Raw genomic sequence first — 20,385 nt, forward strand, 5'->3', positions numbered from 1 at the left:
GGGCGAAAAATGCCGATCAACGCCGTTGAACTGCACAAAATCATTGAAAAAGCCGATGAGTACGCGCTGGTGGACGTCCGCGAGGCGCGGGTCACGGCGGAACAGGGCTCGATCCTGCTCGGTGTCCCGATCCCGCTCAGCGTGCTCGAGCTGAAGGTCGACGCGCTCATCCCCCGCCGCAATACCCCGGTCATCGTCTACGACGGCGGCGACGAGGACCTGGCCGCCCGGGCCGCGGCCCGGCTGGAAACCCTCGGCTACACCGACGTCGAGGTGCTCGACGGTGGACTCGAGGGCTGGGCCGCGGCCGGCTACAAGGTGCAGACCGGCGGCGACCACGTCATCGGCCAGGCCTTCGGCGAGTGGATCGAGGAGGTCTACGCGACCCCGCACCTGAGCGTCCCGGACTACCTCGCAAAGATCGAGAACGGCGAGGACATCGTCCTGCTCGACAGCCGCCCGATCGGCGAGTTCGAGAACCACAGCCTGCCCGGCGGCACCTCCGTCCCGGGCGCCGAGCTGGTCTACCGCGCGGCCGAGGTGGTGAAGTCACCCGATTCGCTGGTCGTCGTCAACTGCGCCGGGCGTACCCGCAGCATCCTCGGCGCCCAACTGCTGATCAACGCGGGCCTGCCCAACCGGGTCGTCTCGCTCGAGCGCGGCACCCAGTCGTGGGTCCTCGAAGGACACCCGCTCGACCACGGCAAGCACGAGGTGGCGCCGCTGCCGACCGGCGCCGCGCTGGACGCGGCCCGGGCCGCCGCCGACCGCTTCCGCGCCCGGTTCGGCATCCGGACGGTCGACCAGGACACGCTGCGCCGCTTCCACGACGAAGCCGGCGAACGCTCGCTCTACGTGCTCGACGTGCGCACCCCGGAGGAGTACGCGGCGGGGCACCTGCCCGGCACCACCTCCGCGCCGAGCTGGGACGTCGCGCCCTGGGTGTTCCGCTACATCGCCACCCACCACGCCCGGATCGTGCTGGTCGACAACGACGAGGTGCGCGCGACCGTGGCCGCGTCGTGGATCGAGCAGTTCGGCTGGGGCGAGGTCTTCGTGCTGGCGAACCCGCTCGACGGCCAGGAGTTGGAGACCGGCCCGGTCCCAACCACCGCCCTCGATGTGCCTTCGGACATCGCGACGACCACGGAGGCCGCCGGCACCGTCATCGACCTGCGGCCGAGTCACCAGTACCGCAAGGGGCACATCCCGGGGGCCGCGTTCGCGATCCGCGCCCGGCTGACCGGCGATCTCCCGGGCACCGGCCCGATCGTGCTGGTCAGCGAGGACGGGCTGCTGGCCCGCTATGCGGCGCGGGACCTGGCCGCACTGACCGACCGCCCGGTCCGGGTGCTGGAGGGCCGGCCGGAAACGCTGGTGGAGGGCGACGAGATCTGGCTGCACGAGCCGGACGACGTGGTCGCGTCCGGCTGGCGGGAGACCGACCCGGAGCTGCGCAAGGCCGGCTTCCGCCGCTACCTGTCCTGGGAGCTGGGCCTGGTCGAGGAGCTGAACGCCGACGACACCGTGCCGTTCCGGAGCTTCGCCGAGGACCGGCCGTGACGACCAGCGAGCTGGCCCCGCCACCGGTCAAGGAGGCCGGTCGAGCATTGGAGAGCCTCGCGGTCCGCGGACGGCAGGGCCGGCTGAGAAGCGCGTGGCGCGGGCGGTTCCTGCGGATCGTCGTGCCCGCCGTGCTCATCGTGCTCTGGCAGCTCTCCTCGGTGCTGGGCTGGGCCGACGAGTTCACCCTCCCGCCGCCCAGCCGGATCATCGCCGCTTACCAGGAGCTGTGGGCCAACGGCGACATCCAGGCCGCGCTGCCGATCTCGCTGAAGCGGGCCGGCACCGGGCTGGCCATCGGCGTCAGCCTCGGCCTGGTGCTCGGGCTCTTCGCCGGACTGTGGAAGATCGGCGAGGAGATCTTCGACGCGCCGCTGCAGATGCTGCGCACGATCCCGTTCATCGCCGTGGTCCCGCTGTTCATCACCTGGTTCGGCATCGGCGAGACGCCGAAACTGGTGCTGATCGCGGCGGCCACCGTCTTCCCGATGTATCTGAACACCTACCACGGCGTACGCGGGGTCGATAAGAAGCTGATCGAGTCCGGCCAGACCTTCGGCCTGCGGGGTTGGCGGCTGGCCGCCCGGGTCATCCTCCCGACCGCCCTGCCCGCCGCCCTGACCGGCCTGCGCTACGCCGCCGGGGTCTCACTGCTGGCGCTGGTGCTGGCCGAGCAGATCAACGCCCGCGAGGGCATCGGTTACCTGGTCAACAACGCGAACCAGAACCAGCGGCCGGACATCGTGATCGCCGGAATCCTCATCTACGCGCTGCTCGGCATCGTCGTCGACGTGCTGATGCGCCTCGCCGAGCACTTCGCCCTTCCCTGGAGGCCCCGTGTCGCCATCGGCTGAAACCGTCGTCGACGCCCGCGGTGTGCGGCGGGTGTTCGACCGGGCCGTCCTGGACGGCGTCGACCTGCAGCTCAGGCAGGGCGATTTCGTGGCCCTGCTGGGCCCGTCCGGCACCGGCAAGACCACCCTGCTGCGCATCCTGGCCGGCCTGGACGCCGCCGACGACGGCCAGGTCACGGTGCCACGGCAGCGGTCGGTGGTCTTCCAGGAACCGCGGCTCATCCCGGCCCGGCGGGTCTGGCGCAACGTCGTACTCGGCAGTCGCAACCCCCGGCGGGACCGCAAGAAGGCGATCGCCGCGCTCACCGAGGTCGGCCTGGCCGCGAAGAGCGACGCCTGGCCGCTCACCCTCTCCGGCGGCGAGGCCCAGCGGGTCGCGCTGGCCCGCGCCCTGGCCACCGAGCCCGGGTTGCTGCTGCTCGACGAGCCGTTCGCCGCGCTCGACGCGCTGACCCGGATCAAGATGCACGACCTGGTCGCCGAGCTTATCCAGCGGCACAACCCGGCCGTCCTGCTGGTCACCCACGACGTCGACGAGGCCATCCTGCTCGCCGACCGAATCCTCATCCTCGCCGACGGCTCGATCGACGTGGACGTCGCCGTCGACCTCGAAAAGCCCCGCCGGCGCAGCGACCCCGGTTTCCCGGAGTTGCGCGCCCACCTGCTCGAACGCCTAGGAGTGTCGTGAAACGCATCGCCCTCATAACGTCCGCCCTGCTGCTCGGGGCCACCCTGTCGGCCTGCGGCGACTCCGCGTCGGCCGCCGACGACGACGCGGCCGGCCAGGTCACCCTGACCTTCGGTTTCCAGACCGCCGACTACCCCGCCCTGCTCGAAGCATCCGGCCTGTTCAAGGACCTGCCGTACAAGCTGGAGACGCCGGTCATCGCCGGTCCGGCCGCGCAGATCTCGGCGCTCTACTCCAAGGCCACCGACGTCGGCCTGGTCGGCGAGAACACCGCCGCGTTCGAGGCGGCCAACGCGGCCGACGACTGGTCCAAGAGCAAGCCGAAGGTCTACACGATCGCCGGGGTCACCGCCAAGGACGCCCCCTACCCGGCGCCGTCGCTGTTCGTCCGCAAGTCGGCGAACATCAACTCGCTGGCCGAACTACGCGGCAAGTCGATCGCCTACAACTTCGGCGGCAACATCTACGCCGGGTACGTGAAGGTGCTCGCCAACGCTGGGCTGACCGTCAAGGACATCAAGCCGGTGCAGCTGCCCGACAACCAGGCCGCCGCCGCGTCGTTCGTGGCCGGTCAGGTCGACGCGGTCGTCACCGGTTACGCCAACGTCAAGCGGGTCGTCGACTCGGGCGAGGCGGTGCGCCTGGCCACCAACGCCGACCTCGGCGTGATCGGCGGCGCCGGCTTCATCAGCCGGCCCGACGTGCTCGAGGACGAGGCGAGACTGGCCGCGGTCAAGGACTTCTTCAGCCGGTTCAGCAAGTTCTACTCCGAGTGGTACCCGAACAACGAGGCCGCGGTGGAGAAGGTCTACCAGACCGTACTCAAGCAGACCCCGGAGCTCTCGAAGATCAACTGGGAGAACGGGGCCAAGAGCCGCCTCTACAAGATCGGTGACCCGGCGTTCCAGAAGACCCAGCAGGAGATCGTCGACGCCGCGTTCAAGGCCGGCGGGGTGAAGAACGAGCGGGACATCTCGTCGGTCTTCAACCCGGTGATCGACGCCTCGGCGGTCCCGCAATGAGGCAGCTCCACCTCAACACCAACATCCTGAACGCCGGCAAGCACGAGGCCGCCTGGCGGATCCAGGACGACCCGCGCGGCATCATCGACATCGAGTACTACCGGAACATCGCCCGGATCGCCGAGCGCGGCACGTTCGACGCGGTGTTCCTGGCCGACGGGCCGGCCCTGCCCGACAACTACGGGCGGGCCGCGTGGAACTCGCTGGAACCGTCGGTGCTGCTGGCCGCCGTCGGGGCGGCCGTCGAGAACATCGGCCTGATCGGCACGATCTCGACCACGTTCAACGACCCCTACAACGTGGCGCGGCGTTGGGCGACCCTCGACCACGTGACCCACGGCCGGGCCGCGCTGAACTTCGTGACCAGCCAGAACCCGTCGACCGCCGCGAACTTCGGCCTCGGCGAACTGCCCTCTCGCGACGAACGGTATGCCCGCGCCGAGGAGTTCGTCGACGTTCTCGTCCAGCTCTGGGACTCGTGGGAGGACGGCGCGCTGGTCGCCGACCGGGAGACCGGGGTCTTCGCCGACACCGAGCGGGTCCACGCGATCAACTACGAGAGCGATCGGTTCTCGGTGCGCGGGCCGCTCAACGTACCCCGTACGCCTCAGGGCCGGCCTGTTCTGGTCCAGGCCGGTGACGGCGGCACCCACCTCGCCGCCCGCTTCGCCGACGCGGTTTTCACCGCGCAGACGGTGTTCGAGGAATCGCGGAGTTTCTCCCGTTCGTTGCAGACCGCTGCCGGAAAGCGGGAGGTCCTGGTGCTGCCCGGACTGTTCCCGATCGTCGGCAGCACCGAGAAGGAGGCGTGGGACCGCAAGGAGTTGCTCGACTCCTTCCTCGACCTGGACGACGAGAAAGCGAAGCTGGCGGCGAAGCTGGGCCTGCCGCCGGAGACGCTCGACCTCGACCGGCCGCTCCCCTACGACCGGCTGGAATCCGCGAGCGGAGGATCTTCGCGCGGTTTCTTCAAGTCGACGATCGCCCTGGCCCGCGCGGAAGACCTGACGGTCCGCGGCATTCTCGCCCGTAACCCGGGGGCGCACCGGCAGATCGTCGGCACCCCGGAACAGATCGCCGACGACATCGAACGATGGTTCCTCGGCGGCGCGGCCGACGGCTTCAACCTCAACGCCGACTCCTTCCCCACCGGCCTCGAACCGTTCGTCGACCACGTCGTGCCCGAGCTGCGCCGGCGCGGCATCTTCCGCACGGAGTACACCGGCACCACCCTGCGCGAGCACCTGGGCCTGGAGCGGGCATGAGCGAACGCGAACTGCACCTCAACGTCAACATCACCAGCATCGGGCGGCACCCGGCCGCCTGGCGCTTCCTCGACGACCCGGCCGCCTTCGTCGACGTCGACTTCTTCCGGAAGATCGCCGAGGTGGCCGAGCGCGGCACGTTCGACGCCGTCTTCCTCTCCGACGGCGTGGCCCTGCACCGGGAACCGCCGACCGAGCCGTACCAGGCGCTCGAACCGACGATCCTGCTCACCACGCTGGGCGCTGCAACATCACGGGTCGGCCTGATCGGGACGGCGTCCACCACCTTCAACGACCCGTTCAACCTCGCCCGCCGCTTCGCCTCGCTCGACCACGTGAGCCGGGGACGCGTCGCGCTGAACGTGGTCACGACGTACTCGCCGCGGGCCGCGGCCAACTTCGGGCTCGCCGAGGCACCGGACCACGACGCGCGGTACGCCCGCGCCGAGGAGTTCGTCGACGTCGTCTTCGACCTGTGGGACTCGTGGGAGGACGGTGCCATCACCGGCGACCGGTTCACCGACCCGGCCCGCATCCACCCCATCGACCACAAAGGACACCACTTTTCCGTACGCGGACCGTCGCTCGTGCCGCGGTCGCCGCAGGGCCGCCCGGTGCTCGTGCAGGCCGGTTCGTCGGAGGCCGGCAAGTCGCTGGGGGCGCGGGTCGGTGACCTGATCTTCACGGCGCAGACCACGCACGCGGCGGCGCGGGAGTTCTACACCGACATGCGCGCCCGGGCCGCCGCGTTCGGCCGCGACCCCGACCATCTGGTGATCCTGCCGGGCCTGTGGCCGATCGTCGGCTCGACGGAGTCCGCGGCCCGGGAGCGCAAGGCGACGTTCGACGCGCTGTTCGACTTCGACCGGGAACTACCGCGCCTGGCCGACCAGCTGGGCCTCGATCCATCCGATCTGAAGCTGGACGAGGAACTGCCCTACGACAAGCTGAGCGACGTCACCGAGATCCGGGGCTCGCGCGGCTTCTTCGAGGCCACCGTCAGGCTGTCCCGCGAACGCGGCTACACCGTGCGGGAACTGCTGCTGTCCAACGGCGGCGCGCACCGGCAGATCGTCGGCGCACCGGAACAGATCGCCGACTCGATCGAGCACTGGTTCCGCACCCGGGCCGCCGACGGCTTCAACCTCAACTTCGACCTGTTCCCGACCGGCCTGGAGCTGTTCGTCGACCACGTCGTCCCGCTGCTGCGCCGGCGCGGCATCTTCCGCCGCGAGTACACCGGCCGCACCCTGCGCGACCATCTCGGCCTTCCCCGTCCCCGCAGTCGTTTCGAGGAGACACCGTGACCCGCAAACTCGGCGACCTCGAGGTCTCCACCATCGGCCTCGGCTTCATGAGCTTCGTCAACCCGCCCGACGCCGACGAGGAGAAGCAGGCCACCGCGGTGGTCGACGAGGCGATCGACCTCGGTATCACGTTCTTCGACACCGCCGACGTGTACGGGCCGGAACACAGCGAGATCCTGCTCGGCCGCGCGATCCGCGGCCGCCGGGACAACCTCGTCATCGCCACCAAGTTCGGCAACACCCTGGACCGGACCGGCCTCGACAGCAGCCCCGCCTACATCCGCTCGGCGGTCGAGGCGTCGCTGCGCCGGCTCGGCACCGACCACATCGACCTTTACTACCAGCACCGCGTCGACCCGGCCGTGCCGATCGAGGACACCGTCGGGGCGCTTGCGGAGTTGGTCGCGGCGGGGAAGATCCGGCACATCGGGCTGTCCGAGCCGGGACCGCAGACCCTGCGCCGGGCCCACGCGGTCCACCCGATCACCGCGATCCAGAACGAGTGGTCGCTGTTCAGCCGGCAGATCGAGGAGTCGACGCTGCCGATCGCCCGGGAACTCGGCATCGGGATCGTGCCGTACTCGCCGCTCGGCCGGGGCTGGCTCACCGGCGGGGTGCGCAGCCGCGCCGACCTGTCCGGGCGCCGGCTCGCCCATCCCCGGTTCGCCGAGGAGGTCTTCGCGACCAACCGGCGGCTGGCCGACGAGGTGGCCGAGATCGCCGCCACGGTCGGCGCCGAGCCCGGCCAGGTGGCGCTGGCCTGGGTGCTCTCCCGCGGCGACGACGTGGTGCCGATCCCCGGCACCCGGCACCCCGCCTACCTGCGTTCCAACGTGAGGGCGCGGGATGTCTCGCTGAGCCCGGAACACCTCGGACGGCTGGAGGCCATCGCACCGCGGGTCGCCGGGGAACGGGCCCTGCGCCCGCAGAACATCGGCGTCGAGGCGCCGCTGCCGGCCGGGGTGACGGCATGAGCCGGGGAATCACGCCGGGTGAGCTGCGGGCCGCGCTCACCGACGGCGGCGAGATCGCCGTCGTGGACACCCGCGAGGGCGACGCGTACGCCGAGGGGCACATCTCGGTCGCCGTGCCCGTCCCGGACAGCTCGCTCGAGCTGGAGATCGGCACCCGGGTGCCGCGCCGGAGCACCCGGGTCGTGATCGTCGGCGACGGCGCCGACCGGCTCGCCGCGCTCGGCTACACCGATGTGCGGGTGCTCGACGGCGGCGTGCGGGCCTGGGCCGACGCCGGCTTCGAGCTGATCACCGGGCTCAACTCGCTCAGCAAGGCCCTCGGCGAGTTCGTCGAACGCCGCTACCAGACCCCGCGGATCACGGTCGAGGAGCTGAAGCGAAAGCAGGACGCGGGCGAGGACCTGATCGTGCTGGACACCCGCCCGCTGCCCGAATACCGGCACATCGCCATCCCGGGCGGCCGGCCCGCCCCCGGCGCCGAGCTGCTCTACCGGGTCTTCGACCAGATCCCGTCGCCGGCCACCCAGATCGTGGTCAACTGCGCCGGCCGCACCCGGGCCATCATCGGTGCGCAGGCGCTGATCAACGCCGGCGTCCCGAATCCGGTGGTCTCGCTGGAGAACGGCACCTCGGCGTGGCTGTTCGCCGGCTTCGAACCGGTGGCGGGGGCGGCCGAACTGCTGGACGCGCCCTCCCCCGACGCCCTGGACCGTTCCGGGCAGGCCGCCGGCCGGATCCGGGAGCGCTTCGGCATCGCCGTCCTCGGCGAACTGCCCCCGGACGACCCGGCGCGGACGACCTATCTCTTCGACATCCGCACCCCCGACGAGTACGCCGCGGGACACCTGCCCGGTTCCGTGTCGGCGCCGGGCGGTCAGCTCGTCCAGGCGACCGACCTCTACATCGGCGTCCGCCCGGCCCGGATCATCCTGGTGGACACGCCGGACCTGGTGCGCTCCTCGATCACCGCGTCCTGGCTGCGCCAACTCGGCCTGGACTCGGTGGCCGTCCACCCGGCTCCGGCCTCGGCCCGAACGGCCGGCGAGGAGAGCGCCGAGCCGGTCGGCGGCAAGGTGGCCGCCGCCGAGGACAGCGCCGAGCCCGGGGCCGGCGTTCTGACCGTCGCCGAGCTGAGCGCGAAGCTCGCCGCCGGCGAACCGGTCACCGTTGTCGACCTGCAGCCGCCGGCCGCCTACTTCGAGACCCGCCACCACATTCCGGGTTCACTCGTCACGCGACGGTCGACGCTGTTGCGCGACCCCGGTCTGCTCTCCGACGCCGTACGCGAAGGGTCGGTGGTCCTGGTTTCGGCCGACGGCCGGCTCGCCCGCCTCGCGGCGAGCGAGATCCCGGGCGCACTCGCGCTGGCCGGCGGGGTCGCCGCCTGGTCGGCGGCCGGGCTGTCGACCGCGACGGGTACGGATCAGAAGCCGCTCACCGACACCGACGCCCTGCCGCCGACGCCCGATCTCGACGCCCGCAAGGCCGCGTTCGCCGAGTACGTGGCCTGGGGCGATCGCATCATCGACCAGCTCGACCGGGACGGTCTGGTGTCGTTCCGCCAATTCGAGGAGGTGCCCGCATGACCGGCACACTGATCGACCTACGGCATCTGATCGCCGAGGTCGGCGCCGGGGTGGTCGAGCGCGACCAGGAGTCGCGGCCGCCGTTCGCCGAGTTCGAACTGCTCAAGCGGGCCCGGATCGGCGCGCTGCGGCTGCCGGTCGAGGACGGGGGTGGCGGCGCCTCGCTGACCGACCTGTTCGCCAGCGTGATCGACCTGGCCGAGGCCGACCCGAACGTCGCGCACAGCCTGCGCAACCACTACCAGTTCGTGGAGACGCTGCTGCGCCGGCCGCGCACCGAGGACGAACGCTGGCTGTCCCTGGTGCGCGAAGGCCGGCTGTTCGGGCTGGCCGCCACCGAGCTGAGCCGCAAGAAGGCCGGGCTGCGCGAGCCGGGCTTCGAGACCGTGGTGACCGCGACCGGCGACGGGTTGCGGCTGAGCGGGACGAAGTTCTACAGCACCGGCAACCTCTACGCCGACCTGCTGGTGGTGGCCGCGCAGGGTCCGGACGGCGAACCGGCCCGGATCATCGTGCCGGTCGACCGGCCCGGTGTGGTGGTGGAACGGGACTGGGACGGCATCGGCCAGCGGTTCACCGGCAGCGGCACCACCCGCTTCGAGAACACGCCGGTCCACGCCGACGACTTCGTCAAGCCCGGCACCTGGTACGGCGACGTGCCCTACCTCGCCACCTTCCCGCAGCTCTACCTGACCGCGATCATCGCGGGCATCCTGCGGCGGGTGGCCACCGACGCCACCGAGCTGGTGCGCGCCAAGCAGCGCACGTTCTATCACGCGGCCGCCGACCAGCCGGTCGACGACCCGATCCTGCAGCAGACCGTCGGCTATCTGGCCAGCCAGGCGTTCGTGGCCGAGGCGGCCGTGCTCGCGGCCGCGGCGGCGCTGCAGCAGGCCACCGAGTCGCGAGGCGGGCCGGACGAGGCTTCTCTTGCTCTGCGGGCCTCGCTGCGGGCGGCCAAGGCCAAAGTGGTCGTCGACGAGCAGGCGCTGCGGGCCGCGTCCGAACTGTTCGACGTGGGCGGTGGCACCGCTGTCCGGCAGATCAACCACCTGGACCGGCACTGGCGCAACATCCGCACGCTGGCCTCGCACAACCCGCGAACCTACAAGGCCAAGGCGATCGGAGCGTACGAGATCAGCGGTACACCCCTACCAAATGGTGGTTTCTTCTAAAACTGCCCGAATGTTCCTTTTTGACCCCTAATGTTGATCATGTGACACGCAACCTGTCGGCCCGGCGCTGGCACCTCCTGCTCCGGGCCGGTGCATCCGTCGTCGTCCTTCCTGGCGACCGGTGCGGTCGAGGGCGCGTCGCCGTTCTTCGTCGGCGTCGAACCGACCAGCTGGGAATCGAGCGGGACCACGCACCAACCGCTGCAGGACATGAAGGCGGCCATGCCGGCCATGACCACCGGCCTCAGCACCGCCGAGAAGCTGGTCCTCGCGGCGATCAAGCGGTGGGTGGCGAACGCCGACGACGCCACGGCCACGTCGCTGATGAGCACCTACGAGTCCGACTACGTACGCATCGACGGTCCCAGCGTGTGGGTGGAGTTCGTCTGCCAGAACGGTGTCGTCCTGCAGAACCAGATCCACTACCACACGGTGTACCGCGACCACACCCGCGACAACGGCGGTGAGTTCACCTTCTCATGATCCGCCCGTTGGTCGTGGCGGCGGCCGGGCTGCTGGCAGCGTTGCTGCCGGCGGCACCGGCCGTCGCGCATCCCATGCCCCACACGGTCGTCACGCTCGACGTGCACGACCGGTCGATCACCGCCTCACTCCAGCTGCCGGCCGAGGACTTCACCCTGGCCGGCGGCGCCGATCCGGCCTCACCCACCGCCGTACGCGCCTATCTGCTCGCGCATTTTCCGTCCGCGCACCCTGACCGGTACGCCGTGGCGGTTCGAGATCGGCTCGGTGTCGCTGGCCGGCGCCGAGCAGACCGGCACCGGCCCGTACCGTGAACTGATCGTCGCGGCCTCGCTGACGCCGCCGCCCGGCGGCAACGTCCGGCACTTCCGACTCGGGTACGACGCCGTGGTGCACCAGGTCGTCACCCACACCGTGCTGGTGTCCGCACGGGACGACGGCACCGAGACCCAGGTCGGAGTGATCGGGATCGAGCGCCGTTCGATGTCAGTCCCCGATCTGACCGTCGACCTCGGCCCTCGGTCCGCCGATTTCTTCCGGCCGGCCGGGGTGGCCGTCCTGCTGGCCGCCGGCCTGGCGAGCGCGATCGGGCTGAGAAGGAGGAACAGCCGGGCAATCGGTTGACCGCCGTCGATCCCTCCTGTTTGGATCTGTGCATACCCGATCGCGGAGGCGTGCGATGGCGTTTGCTCAGGTGGGAATTCTTGCGATTACTGCGGTGATGGCGGCCGTTCCGGTCTACCCCCCGGTCGGCCCCACCACGGCGATCCTGGACCACGCCGCCCTGCTCGGGTCGGTGCCCGAACCGGAGTGGTACGAGGCCAACATCCCGTTCGTCGACGTGCCCGACACCACCATCCGGGACACGTACTACTACCGGTGGCGCACCTTCAAGGAGGCGCTCAAGTACACCGGACCTCAGGACGGGTGGATCGTCTCGGAGTTCCTCGGACCGGTGGGCTATTCGGCGCCGTCCGGTGGCATCGACGCCGCGGCCGGTCACCACCTCTACGAGGGCCGCTGGCTGCGCGACCGCCGCTACCTCGACGACTACCTCGACTACTGGCTCACCGGTTCGGGTGCCGGGCCGAAGCCGGCCACCGACGCGCTGAACGACAACGCCACCGACTGGGCCCACCAGTACTCGTTCTGGGCCGTCGACGCCGCGGTGGCCCGCGCCTCGGTGACCGGGGACTGGCGCTTCCTGACCGACCGCCTGCCGGCCCTGTCCCGGCAGTACGAGGGGTGGAAGGCCACCAACTTCGACACCGCCCGCGGCCTGTACTGGCAGACGCCGGTCTGGGACGCGATGGAGTTCACCGCCGGTTCGTACCAGAGCGACGACCCCTACCACGGCGGCGACGGCTTCCGCCCCACCATCAACGCCTACCAGTACGGCGATGCCCGCGCCCTGGCCCTGCTGTCCCGCCGGGCCGGCGACAACGCGGCCGCCACCCGATACGACACCGAGGCCGCACAGCTGCAGAAGGCCTCGGAAACCGTTCTGTGGGACCGGTCGGCATCGTTCTACAAGCATGTGACCAAAGAGGGCCAGCGCATCGCCGACCGCGAGCTCATCGGCTACCTCCCGTGGTATTTCCACATGGCACCGGCGCAGAACTCGGCCGCCTGGGCGCAACTGAAAGACCCGCAGGGTTTTGCCGCGGCCTACGGCCCGACGACCACCGAGCGGCGCAGTCCGTGGTTCATGCACGACGCCCTGGCCGGCTGCTGCCGGTGGGACGGCCCGAGCTGGCCGTTCGCCACCAGCCAGACCCTCACGGCACTGGCCAACCAGCTCCTCGACTACCCGGCGCAGTCCACCATCGGCGTCGGCGACTACGTCACCCTGCTGCACAACTACGCCGCGACGCAGCGCAAGAACGGCGTGCCGTACGTCGCCGAGGCGCACCACCCCGACGAGGACCGCTGGATCTACGACGGCGCCGGCCACAGCGAGGACTACAACCACTCCACCTACACCGACCTGGTCCTGTCCGGCCTGCTCGGCATCCGCCCGCAGCCGGACGACACGGTCCGGATCGCCCCGCTGGTGCCCGCGAGCTGGTCGCACTTCGCCGTGGAGAACGTGGCCTACCACGGCCACAACCTCTCGGTGGTGTGGGACCGCGACGGCACCACGTACGGCCGGGGCGCCGGCCTGCGGGTGTGGATCGACGGCGTACAGCGGTTGCAGCGCGCGACGCTGGGCGACGTGACCCTGGCCGTCCCCGCCGCGGTCGTTCCCGCACAGCCCGAGGTGATCGACGACGCCGCGAACGTCAGCGAGACCGGCTACCCGGCCGCGAACGCCTCCTACACCTGGCACGGCGACACCGCCACCAACGCCATTGACGGCCAGGACTTCCACCTGGACATCCCGTCCACCCGGTGGACCACCTACGGCTCCCCGAACCGCACCGACTGGCTGGCCGTGGACCTGGGCGCCGCGACCGTGGTGGACGACGTACGCCTCGACTTCTACGACGACGGCGGCGGAGTGCGCGTCCCCGATTCCTACGCCCTGCAGTACCAGGACACGGCCGGCACCTGGCGCGACATACCCGGCCAGACCCGCACCCCCACCGCCCCCGCCGCCCGCCGCATCAACCGCATCCTGATCAGCCCACCGATAACCACGGACCGCCTGCGAGTCGTGGCGTCCCGCACCGACGGTGGCGCCACCGGCCTGACCGCCCTGCAACTGATCCGCCGGCCCGACCCGGGGGTGTCGGTCGCCTTCACCGAGTCCTCGCTGCCGATCGACGCCGGACGAACGGTCACCGTCCACACCCGGGTGACGGCCCCGGTCGCGGCGGACGTCCGGACCAGCCTCGAGCTGCCGCGCGGCTGGACGGCCCGCGCCGTGGCCACCCGGCGGTTCGGCCCGGCCGCCACGACCACCTGGCAGGTCACCGTGCCGGCCGGCGCCGACCCCGCGGCCGGCCTGCCGATCCGCGCGATCACCCGGTCGAGCACCGGCGTCAACAGCGCCCTGTTGCCGACCCGCTACCAGTTCGACCCGGCCGACTACCCGACGATCGCCTGGGACGACGACTTCACCACCGACCGCCTGGCCGCCTACCGCGTCGACCACCCGGCGGCCGAGCCGTCACCCCGCCTGACCGCCGGCACCGGCCTGCTGACGGCCGCCGCCGACGCCCGGGCGTTCGCCGTCCTGGCCGCACCCGTCACCGCCGCACCCGCCGGCACCGCGATCATCGTCGAGCCGTCCCGGTTCGCCGGTTCGTCGCCTGAGGACAGCCTCTTCCTGGGCCTCTCCGCCGGCGACAGCAGCAACGCCCTGGCCTGGTACAACAACCACTTCGCCAGCTCCGGCGCCGACGTGCGGGTGAACGGAACCGCCTACCCCGACGCGACCGGCGGCTGCTGCGCCGCGGTCCGCTGGACCCCGGGCGACCGCTTCGCGGTAGTGTCCCGAGCCGGCAAGCTGACCACCTGGCTGGAACACGACGCCCAGTGGACCCTGATCCACACCGCCCCGACCGGCACCGTGGTCCCCGCCGGCTGGTCCCCCGCAGTCGGCCTACGCCTGGACGCCGGCTCCATAGCCCTGGACCGAGTGACGGTCCGCACCCGCTGACCGGCATCATGATCGGGTGGCCGGAACGGAGACGCAGTTCTACGACTATGAGCCCGACCCGTTGACCTGGCTCCAGGCCTGGTACGCCACCCAGTGTGACGGCGACTGGGAGCACGAGTACGGCGTGTCGATCGAGACGCTCGACAACCCCGGGTGGTTCCTCAAGCTGGACCTGCGGGAAACCCCGATGGACGGCTTGGCGTTCCCCGCCCACGAGGTTCGCCGTAGCCAGAACGACTGGCTCATCGCTCGCGTCGTCGATCACCGGTTCGAAGCTTCCTGCGGCCCGCTCAACCTCGGTGAAGCCCTCCACCAGTTCCGGCTTTGGGTGACCGGCCGGCACCGGGACGAAGCCCGGTGAACTACCTCCGGGTCGTAGCGGTGCGCTGGGTCGACGATGATCACCCAGGCTGGGCACTTCGATATCGAAGATCAGCACGGTCGTGACGTCTTCCGCATTCCTGCGGAGGATGTCACCGGGTGACGCCCCCCTCGGCCTACGTCTGGCGCGGGTTCCTCGGCCCTCGACCGAGTGACGGGTCCGCACCCGCTGACCGTCAGGCAGTGGCCGCGATCTTGAGGGTCTGCTGCTCGGTCTGAACAGGAAGTCGACATGAGTGGGGTTCTGGGCGCTCCGGGCGTGGCGATATGCCTGGTATCGGAGGTTGACGTGGGCCTTGGCCCAGCCGGTGGACGCGGCTTCCAGCAGGTGGAAGCCGGCGGGACTGGCGTGCTCAGAGGACGGGGCTCGGCCGGCGAAGGCGGCCTTCCAGGGTGCGCCGGTCGTAAGGGATGCGCGGCGGCCGGAGGACGCCCTGTGCTACATCGGCCAGGTCATCGCCGACCTGGAAGGGTGCTGACGACTGGGCCGCCGGATCGCTTCGGCGGCCCGAGTCGTGCAGGTCGGTCGCGACTGTGTCACGACCGCCGGCGAGGGTCCGGTCGGCCAGGCCGTTGGTATCAGGTGGCGGAGCAGTTGAGGGTTGGGGTGCTGGCGGTGCCGCTGGCCAGGAAGCCGAACGTTGTCGTCGCGCCGGCCGCCAGCGCGCCGTTCCAGCCGGCGTTCGTGGCGGTGGCCGCGGTGCCGGAGGTGGTCACGTTGGCGCTCCACGACTGGGTGATCTGCTGGCCCGAGGCCAGCTGCCAGCCGACCGTCCACGACTTCGTGCCGGCCGCGCCGGCCGCCACCGTGATCTCGCCCTGGAAACCGCCGCTCCAACTGCCCACTATCGCCAGCCGCGCCGAGCACGCCCCGACGGCCGGCGAAGCCGTCGTGGTCGAGGTGGGCGAAGAGGTCGGGGAAGCGGTCGGGGAAGACGTCGGCGAAGAGGTCGGGGAAGAGGTCGGGGAGGACGTGGCGGTGGGGGTCGGGGTCGGCGTGGTGGTGCCGCCGTCGGTTATGGCCAGTTCCGCGTCGGTGAAGCGGGAGTAACCGGGGTTGATGTCGGTCTCGCCGGTTCGGCCGTCGCAGCCCCGGTCCGGGTTGAACAGCAGGTAGGTGCCGGCGCTGCAGGCCGACGCCAGTTCGGCATCGCCGCCCACCACGATCGAGCCGGACAGGTTCGCGCCGCCCTGGACCAGCGCGTTGTCCTTCACGACCGCGTTTCCGCTGATCGTGGCGCCGGAGTTCACCCAGGCCAGACCCTCGATGCGGGCGTTGCCGGAGACCGTGCTGTTGCCGTAGACGGCTGCTCGCGGGCCCACGTAGGCGGTGGACGCGACCGTGGCGCTGTTGGACACCCAGCCGCCGCCGTTGGTGTGCCAGTGGCCGCCGCCGGTCGCGGCCGGCTTCGTGTAGCCGGGCTCGTAGCCGGACGGCACCGCGCCGGACACCGTGAACTCGTACGGGTATCGGTAGTTCTTGGTGTACCCGTCGAGGAATCCGTAGTGGTGCACCGACGACGGCGCGCCCAGCACGACCAGATAGACCTCGGTCTCGCCGGTCTGGAGCTGGAAGGAGATCTGCCCGTCGGCGGCCGTCGACACCGTGCCGTAGCGCGGGGTGCCGTTCTTCACCGCGACGAAACCGTAGCTCCAGCCGGAGCCGGCCGCGCTGTTCACGTGCCCCTTGAAGTGCACGCGGACGAGGGCACCGGACGACGACGGCACCAGTTTGATCTTGTTGTAGCCGTAGTCGGACGGGGCCAGCGCGTCGGGGATCGCGTAGTGGCCGGCGGCCTGGTTGACCGCGTCCACGGGCACCCCGTTGTAGGCGTTGATGAAGCCCGCCCCGTACACCGAATTGATGAACGGCTGGAAGTGGGCCTTGTTGCTGTAGTCGTACGTCACCTGGTGTTGGGCGTAGCCCGCCAGATCAGCGTTCAGCTGATCTTGCGAAAGGCCCATGAGCCGCCGGTAGGTCTCCAGCGGATGCTCGGTGTTCCGCGCCTCGTTCCAGAGCCGGTTGAAGATCGAGATGCCGCCGGAGCGATCGACCAGGTACTGGATCAGCATCCAGGCGCCGTAGTGGTGCCGGCTCGACGAGTACGCCAGATTCTCGGTGCGCAGGAACCGGGTCAGGTCGCCGGCCCCGCCGTCCGGATAGACCTGCATCGCCATGTATTCGGCGCTGGACTCCCAGAACGTGCCGGCCGACGCGTCGGTGAAGCCGTACCCGGATCGGCCGAGGAAGGTCAGGTTCTGGAAGACGTGGCCCAGCTCGTGGGCGAGTCCCCACGATCCGGGCAGCGCGGCCGCGGGCGCGATGTTGATGACGCCGACCTTGCCGTCCGCGCTGCCGCCGGTGGCCCAGGCGTCGAGTTCGGTGCGGTTCCAGGTCTGGGTGACGATCACGTCGATCTTGTACTGGGCCAGGGCGCCGGTCTCGGTGGTGAACTTCATCGTGTTCACGTAGTACGAGTACAGCGACTCCAGCTGGGACAGGATGTTGTCCGGGTCGAACTTGTAGGGCGACGGAGCGCTCGACGGGTTCGTGCCGGACTTCTCGCCCCAGAGGAGGATGAAGTTGGCCGATTCCTTGCTGCGATCGGTGCTCCACGGCACCTCGCCGGTCCTCTGCCAGGACGCGGGGATGTAGACGGTTTTGGTGGCGGCGAATGCGGTCTTCGCGAGGGTCGGCCCGGCGACCAGGCCGAGTGCGAGGACCGCGAGAACCGCCAGGAGGCGACGCATGTGAGATGTCCTTCGGAGGTGGGTGCGCCGCCGCGCGAGGCCACTGCCGGAGGAGTGCGAACGAGGGTGGGGTCACATCATCGACTCCCCACAAAGTCGTGAACCACCCACGATCGGCCGGCAAAGCCACCACACGGCCGCGTGGACCGAGCCATCATCGGCCGCCCGCACCGCCGCCGTCAAGTCATGGTCGTCGATGCCAGGCGGGACTCCTCGCAGGTGAGCAGGTCGCCGACTCAGCGTGGTTACTCCTTCAGGTTGGCCGGGTCGATCGTGGTGTCCTCGTGCCGGACGTTCCGGTTGTAGAGGTAGGTGATCAGCCAGAGGATCACGCCGATGACCAGCAGCACCCCGGCCACCCGGTAGTCGTCGGCGGCGCGCCCGGACAGCGGGCTGGCCAGGTAGGCGCAGGCCACCGCGCCGAGCACCGGGATCGCCGTGGGCGCCTTGAAGTGCTCGTGATCGACCGGGTCGCGCCGCAGCACCAGCACCGCGATGTTGACCACGGTGAAGACGCAGAGCAGCAGCAGCGACGTCGTCCCGCCCAGCGCGGTCAGGTCGGCGAACCAGATCAGCCCGAAAGCGATCGCCGTGGTGAAGAGAATTCCGACCCATGGCGTACGCCGAGTGCGATGCACCCGCCCCAGGACCTTGGGCAGCACCCGTTCGTTGGCCATGCCGTAGAGCAGCCGGCTGGCCATCAGCATGTTGATCAGCGCCGAGTTGGCGACCGCGAACATGGTGATGAACGCGAAGATCCACAACGGGAAACCGGCCGCGCCCGCCTCGACCACCTTGAGCAGCGGAGCGTCGCCCTCCCCCAGGTCGGCCGGTGCGACCAGGGCCACCGACGAGATCGACACGAGGATGTAGATGACGCCGGTGATGCACAGGCCGGTGAGCATGACCTTGGGGAAGATCCGCACCGGGTCCTTGGTCTCCTCGGCCATGTTGACCGAGTCCTCGAAGCCGACCATGGCGAAGAAGGCGAGCGCGGTCGCCGCCGTGACCGAGAAGAACGCGCTCTCGCCCTCGGCCGCGGTGAAGTCGGTGAGCCGGGACAGGTCGCCGTTGCCGCCGCCGAGCGCCCACGCGCCGATGCCGATCACGATCAGCAGGCCGGAGAGCTCCACACAGGTCAGCAGCACGTTGAGCTTGACGCTCTCGCCGACCCCGCGGAAGTTGATCAGGGCGACCAGGGTCATGAAGCCGAGCGCGACCGCGGTCAGCGCGAAGCCGTCGCCGAGGGTCAGGTCGAACGCCTCGGCGAAGTTGCTGGCGAACGCCTTGGACGCGCTGGACGCCGAGGTCAGCCCGGAGCACATCACCGCGAACGTGACGATGAACGTCAGGAAGTGGATGCCGAACGCCTTGTGCGTGTAGAGCGCCGCACCGGCCGCCCGCGGATATTTGGTGACCAGCTCCAGATAGCTGAACGCGGTGAGCAGCGCGACCACGAACGCGATCAGGAACGGCAGCCACACCGCACCGCCCACCTCGCTGGCGACCCGCCCGGTCAGCGCGTAGACGCCGGTGCCGAGGATGTCGCCGACCACGAAAAGCAGCAGAAGGCCCGGTCCCATGACCCGCTTGAGGGTCGGTTCGCTGAGTGTTCCGGTGTCGGCCATGCGGAGAGCGTATCGACGGATCGCAGTCGGACGGTAATACTGCGTCACATGCATATCGTCGTCGCCGCGAAACCGGAAGCCGATCAGCCGTGGGTGGCCGACGCGGTGAGCAGTCTGGTCAAGCAGACCGGAGCGACCGTGACGGTGGTCGCGGCCGACGAGGTCGAGCTGGAGCGCCTGGCAGCCGTACCCCGATCGGTGTTTTCCGGAAAGGCCCGCGAAGCGGCCGACCGGATGGCGCAGTACCTCGCGGCGGCGTCCATCCTGGCCGAGACCGCGGTGGTCCCGGGCCGCCCGGTGCCGGCCATCATCGACTTCGCCGAGCAGCAGCAGGCCGATCTGATCGTGGTCGGGTCGAGCAGCCGGCCCGCGGTGGCCGAACGCCTGCTCGGCAGCGTCCCGATCGACCTGCTCAAGCTTTCGTCCCGCCCGGTGCTGGTGGTGACCCACCCACGCTGAAAGGGCCGGCGCATCTCGCGCCGGCCCCTCCGATCGAAACGGCGATCAGCAGGTGGGCTCGCCGGACTGGGCCGGCACGCTCACCGCGGTCCACGCGGCCTTGACGGTGTTGAACTCGGTGCAGCTGCCGGGGAAGAGAGTCTTCGCCGCCTGCAGCGTCCACACCCGGTACTTCAGGTAGGACGACGCCGAGGTCTTCAGCAGCATCGCGTTGTACATGATCTTGATGGCCTTCTGGATGCCGAGACCGGTGATCGCGGTGCTGTTGCAGGTCGTCGAGGCCGGCTGGCCGTTGCCGCCGGTGCCCTGCGCCAGCAGGTAGAACCAGTGGTTACCCGGACCGGCCGCCGCGTGCACCTCGCCGTTGGGCGTGCTCGACGAGTAGCAGTTCGAGTCGCCCAGCGCCGACGGGTTGTACATGTTGCGGATCGGGCCGGAGCCGACCAGGTTGACCTCTTCACCCACGAGGTAGTCGGGGGCGTCGGCCGGGCTGTTGATGTACCACTCGGTCGCCGCGCCGAACGTGTCGGCCACGAACTCCTGGGTGCCCTTGGCCGAGATGCCGCCCGGGGTGTAGTCGTCGATGCCGTGGCCCAGCTCGTGGCCCACGACGTCGGCCGACGCGATCCACTGACCGGCGGTGTT

18 protein-coding genes are annotated in these 20,385 nt (G+C 70.2%); 15 read left to right on the forward strand and 3 right to left on the reverse strand.

Annotated elements, in window-relative coordinates:
• Positions 1 to 9 precede the first annotated feature (9 nt).
• The 14 genes from Ato02nite_RS07995 (at position 10) to Ato02nite_RS08060 (ending at position 14,882) form a co-directional block, all read left to right on the forward strand.
• Positions 10 to 1,563 (forward strand): rhodanese-like domain-containing protein, encoded by a 1,554-nt coding sequence (locus Ato02nite_RS07995; protein ID WP_213005759.1) that lies wholly within the window; start codon positions 10 to 12, stop codon positions 1,561 to 1,563.
• A complete protein-coding gene (locus Ato02nite_RS08000; protein ID WP_213005760.1) occupies positions 1,560 to 2,417 on the forward strand; it encodes an ABC transporter permease in 858 nt (285 codons plus the stop codon). Before Ato02nite_RS07995 ends, Ato02nite_RS08000 begins: the two co-directional genes overlap by 4 nt.
• Positions 2,401 to 3,105, forward strand: a complete 705-nt coding sequence (locus tag Ato02nite_RS08005) for an ABC transporter ATP-binding protein (RefSeq protein ID WP_213005761.1) — start codon at positions 2,401 to 2,403, stop codon at positions 3,103 to 3,105. Before Ato02nite_RS08000 ends, Ato02nite_RS08005 begins: the two co-directional genes overlap by 17 nt.
• Positions 3,102 to 4,127 (forward strand): ABC transporter substrate-binding protein, encoded by a 1,026-nt coding sequence (locus tag Ato02nite_RS08010; protein ID WP_213005762.1) that lies wholly within the window; start codon positions 3,102 to 3,104, stop codon positions 4,125 to 4,127. The genes Ato02nite_RS08005 and Ato02nite_RS08010 overlap by 4 nt, the downstream gene beginning before the upstream one ends.
• Positions 4,124 to 5,392, forward strand: coding sequence for an NtaA/DmoA family FMN-dependent monooxygenase (locus Ato02nite_RS08015; RefSeq protein ID WP_213005763.1), 1,269 nt, complete (start codon positions 4,124 to 4,126; stop codon positions 5,390 to 5,392). The genes Ato02nite_RS08010 and Ato02nite_RS08015 overlap by 4 nt, the downstream gene beginning before the upstream one ends.
• Positions 5,389 to 6,699, forward strand: a complete 1,311-nt coding sequence (locus Ato02nite_RS08020; RefSeq protein ID WP_213005764.1) for an LLM class flavin-dependent oxidoreductase — start codon at positions 5,389 to 5,391, stop codon at positions 6,697 to 6,699. Before Ato02nite_RS08015 ends, Ato02nite_RS08020 begins: the two co-directional genes overlap by 4 nt.
• Positions 6,696 to 7,673, forward strand: coding sequence for an aldo/keto reductase (locus Ato02nite_RS08025; RefSeq protein WP_246606271.1), 978 nt, complete (start codon positions 6,696 to 6,698; stop codon positions 7,671 to 7,673). The genes Ato02nite_RS08020 and Ato02nite_RS08025 overlap by 4 nt, the downstream gene beginning before the upstream one ends.
• Entirely contained in the window at positions 7,670 to 9,259 is a 1,590-nt protein-coding gene (locus Ato02nite_RS08030; protein ID WP_213005765.1) for a rhodanese-like domain-containing protein, read from the forward strand. Before Ato02nite_RS08025 ends, Ato02nite_RS08030 begins: the two co-directional genes overlap by 4 nt.
• Positions 9,256 to 10,434, forward strand: coding sequence for an acyl-CoA dehydrogenase family protein (locus Ato02nite_RS08035; RefSeq protein ID WP_213005766.1), 1,179 nt, complete (start codon positions 9,256 to 9,258; stop codon positions 10,432 to 10,434). Before Ato02nite_RS08030 ends, Ato02nite_RS08035 begins: the two co-directional genes overlap by 4 nt.
• Positions 10,435 to 10,524: 90 nt before the next feature.
• Positions 10,525 to 10,917 (forward strand): DUF3500 domain-containing protein, encoded by a 393-nt coding sequence (locus Ato02nite_RS08040; RefSeq protein WP_213005767.1) that lies wholly within the window; start codon positions 10,525 to 10,527, stop codon positions 10,915 to 10,917.
• Complete coding sequence (locus tag Ato02nite_RS08045) at positions 10,914 to 11,231, forward strand: hypothetical protein (protein ID WP_213005768.1); 318 nt, start codon at positions 10,914 to 10,916, stop codon at positions 11,229 to 11,231. Before Ato02nite_RS08040 ends, Ato02nite_RS08045 begins: the two co-directional genes overlap by 4 nt.
• A complete protein-coding gene (locus tag Ato02nite_RS08050; RefSeq protein ID WP_213005769.1) occupies positions 11,185 to 11,541 on the forward strand; it encodes a hypothetical protein in 357 nt (118 codons plus the stop codon). The genes Ato02nite_RS08045 and Ato02nite_RS08050 overlap by 47 nt, the downstream gene beginning before the upstream one ends.
• Positions 11,542 to 11,596: 55 nt before the next feature.
• Positions 11,597 to 14,521 carry an MGH1-like glycoside hydrolase domain-containing protein gene (locus tag Ato02nite_RS08055; RefSeq protein ID WP_246606274.1) on the forward strand — a complete coding sequence of 975 codons (2,925 nt, stop codon included), beginning with the start codon at positions 11,597 to 11,599 and terminating at the stop codon, positions 14,519 to 14,521.
• A gap of 16 nt (positions 14,522 to 14,537) precedes the next feature.
• Positions 14,538 to 14,882 (forward strand): immunity 53 family protein, encoded by a 345-nt coding sequence (locus Ato02nite_RS08060; RefSeq protein ID WP_213005770.1) that lies wholly within the window; start codon positions 14,538 to 14,540, stop codon positions 14,880 to 14,882.
• Positions 14,883 to 15,481: 599 nt separating this feature from the next.
• Here the strand turns inward: Ato02nite_RS08060 and Ato02nite_RS51410 are convergent.
• Positions 15,482 to 17,653, reverse strand: a complete 2,172-nt coding sequence (locus tag Ato02nite_RS51410) for a DUF6055 domain-containing protein (protein WP_246606275.1) — start codon at positions 17,651 to 17,653, stop codon at positions 15,482 to 15,484.
• A gap of 245 nt (positions 17,654 to 17,898) precedes the next feature.
• Positions 17,899 to 19,281 (reverse strand): APC family permease, encoded by a 1,383-nt coding sequence (locus Ato02nite_RS08070; RefSeq protein ID WP_213005771.1) that lies wholly within the window; start codon positions 19,279 to 19,281, stop codon positions 17,899 to 17,901.
• A 48-nt stretch (positions 19,282 to 19,329) separates the two neighbouring features.
• Between Ato02nite_RS08070 and Ato02nite_RS08075 the strand changes: the two genes are divergently transcribed.
• On the forward strand, positions 19,330 to 19,740 hold the full coding sequence (locus tag Ato02nite_RS08075; protein WP_213005772.1) for a universal stress protein: 411 nt from the start codon (positions 19,330 to 19,332) through the stop codon (positions 19,738 to 19,740).
• A 45-nt stretch (positions 19,741 to 19,785) separates the two neighbouring features.
• Here the strand turns inward: Ato02nite_RS08075 and Ato02nite_RS08080 are convergent.
• Positions 19,786 to 20,385, reverse strand: a 600-nt coding sequence (locus tag Ato02nite_RS08080; protein ID WP_213005773.1) for a M4 family metallopeptidase, incomplete at its 5' end; no start/stop codon positions are given.

It is taken from the genome of Paractinoplanes toevensis, from assembly GCF_018332695.1.
Taxonomy (GTDB): domain Bacteria; phylum Actinomycetota; class Actinomycetes; order Mycobacteriales; family Micromonosporaceae; genus Actinoplanes; species Actinoplanes toevensis.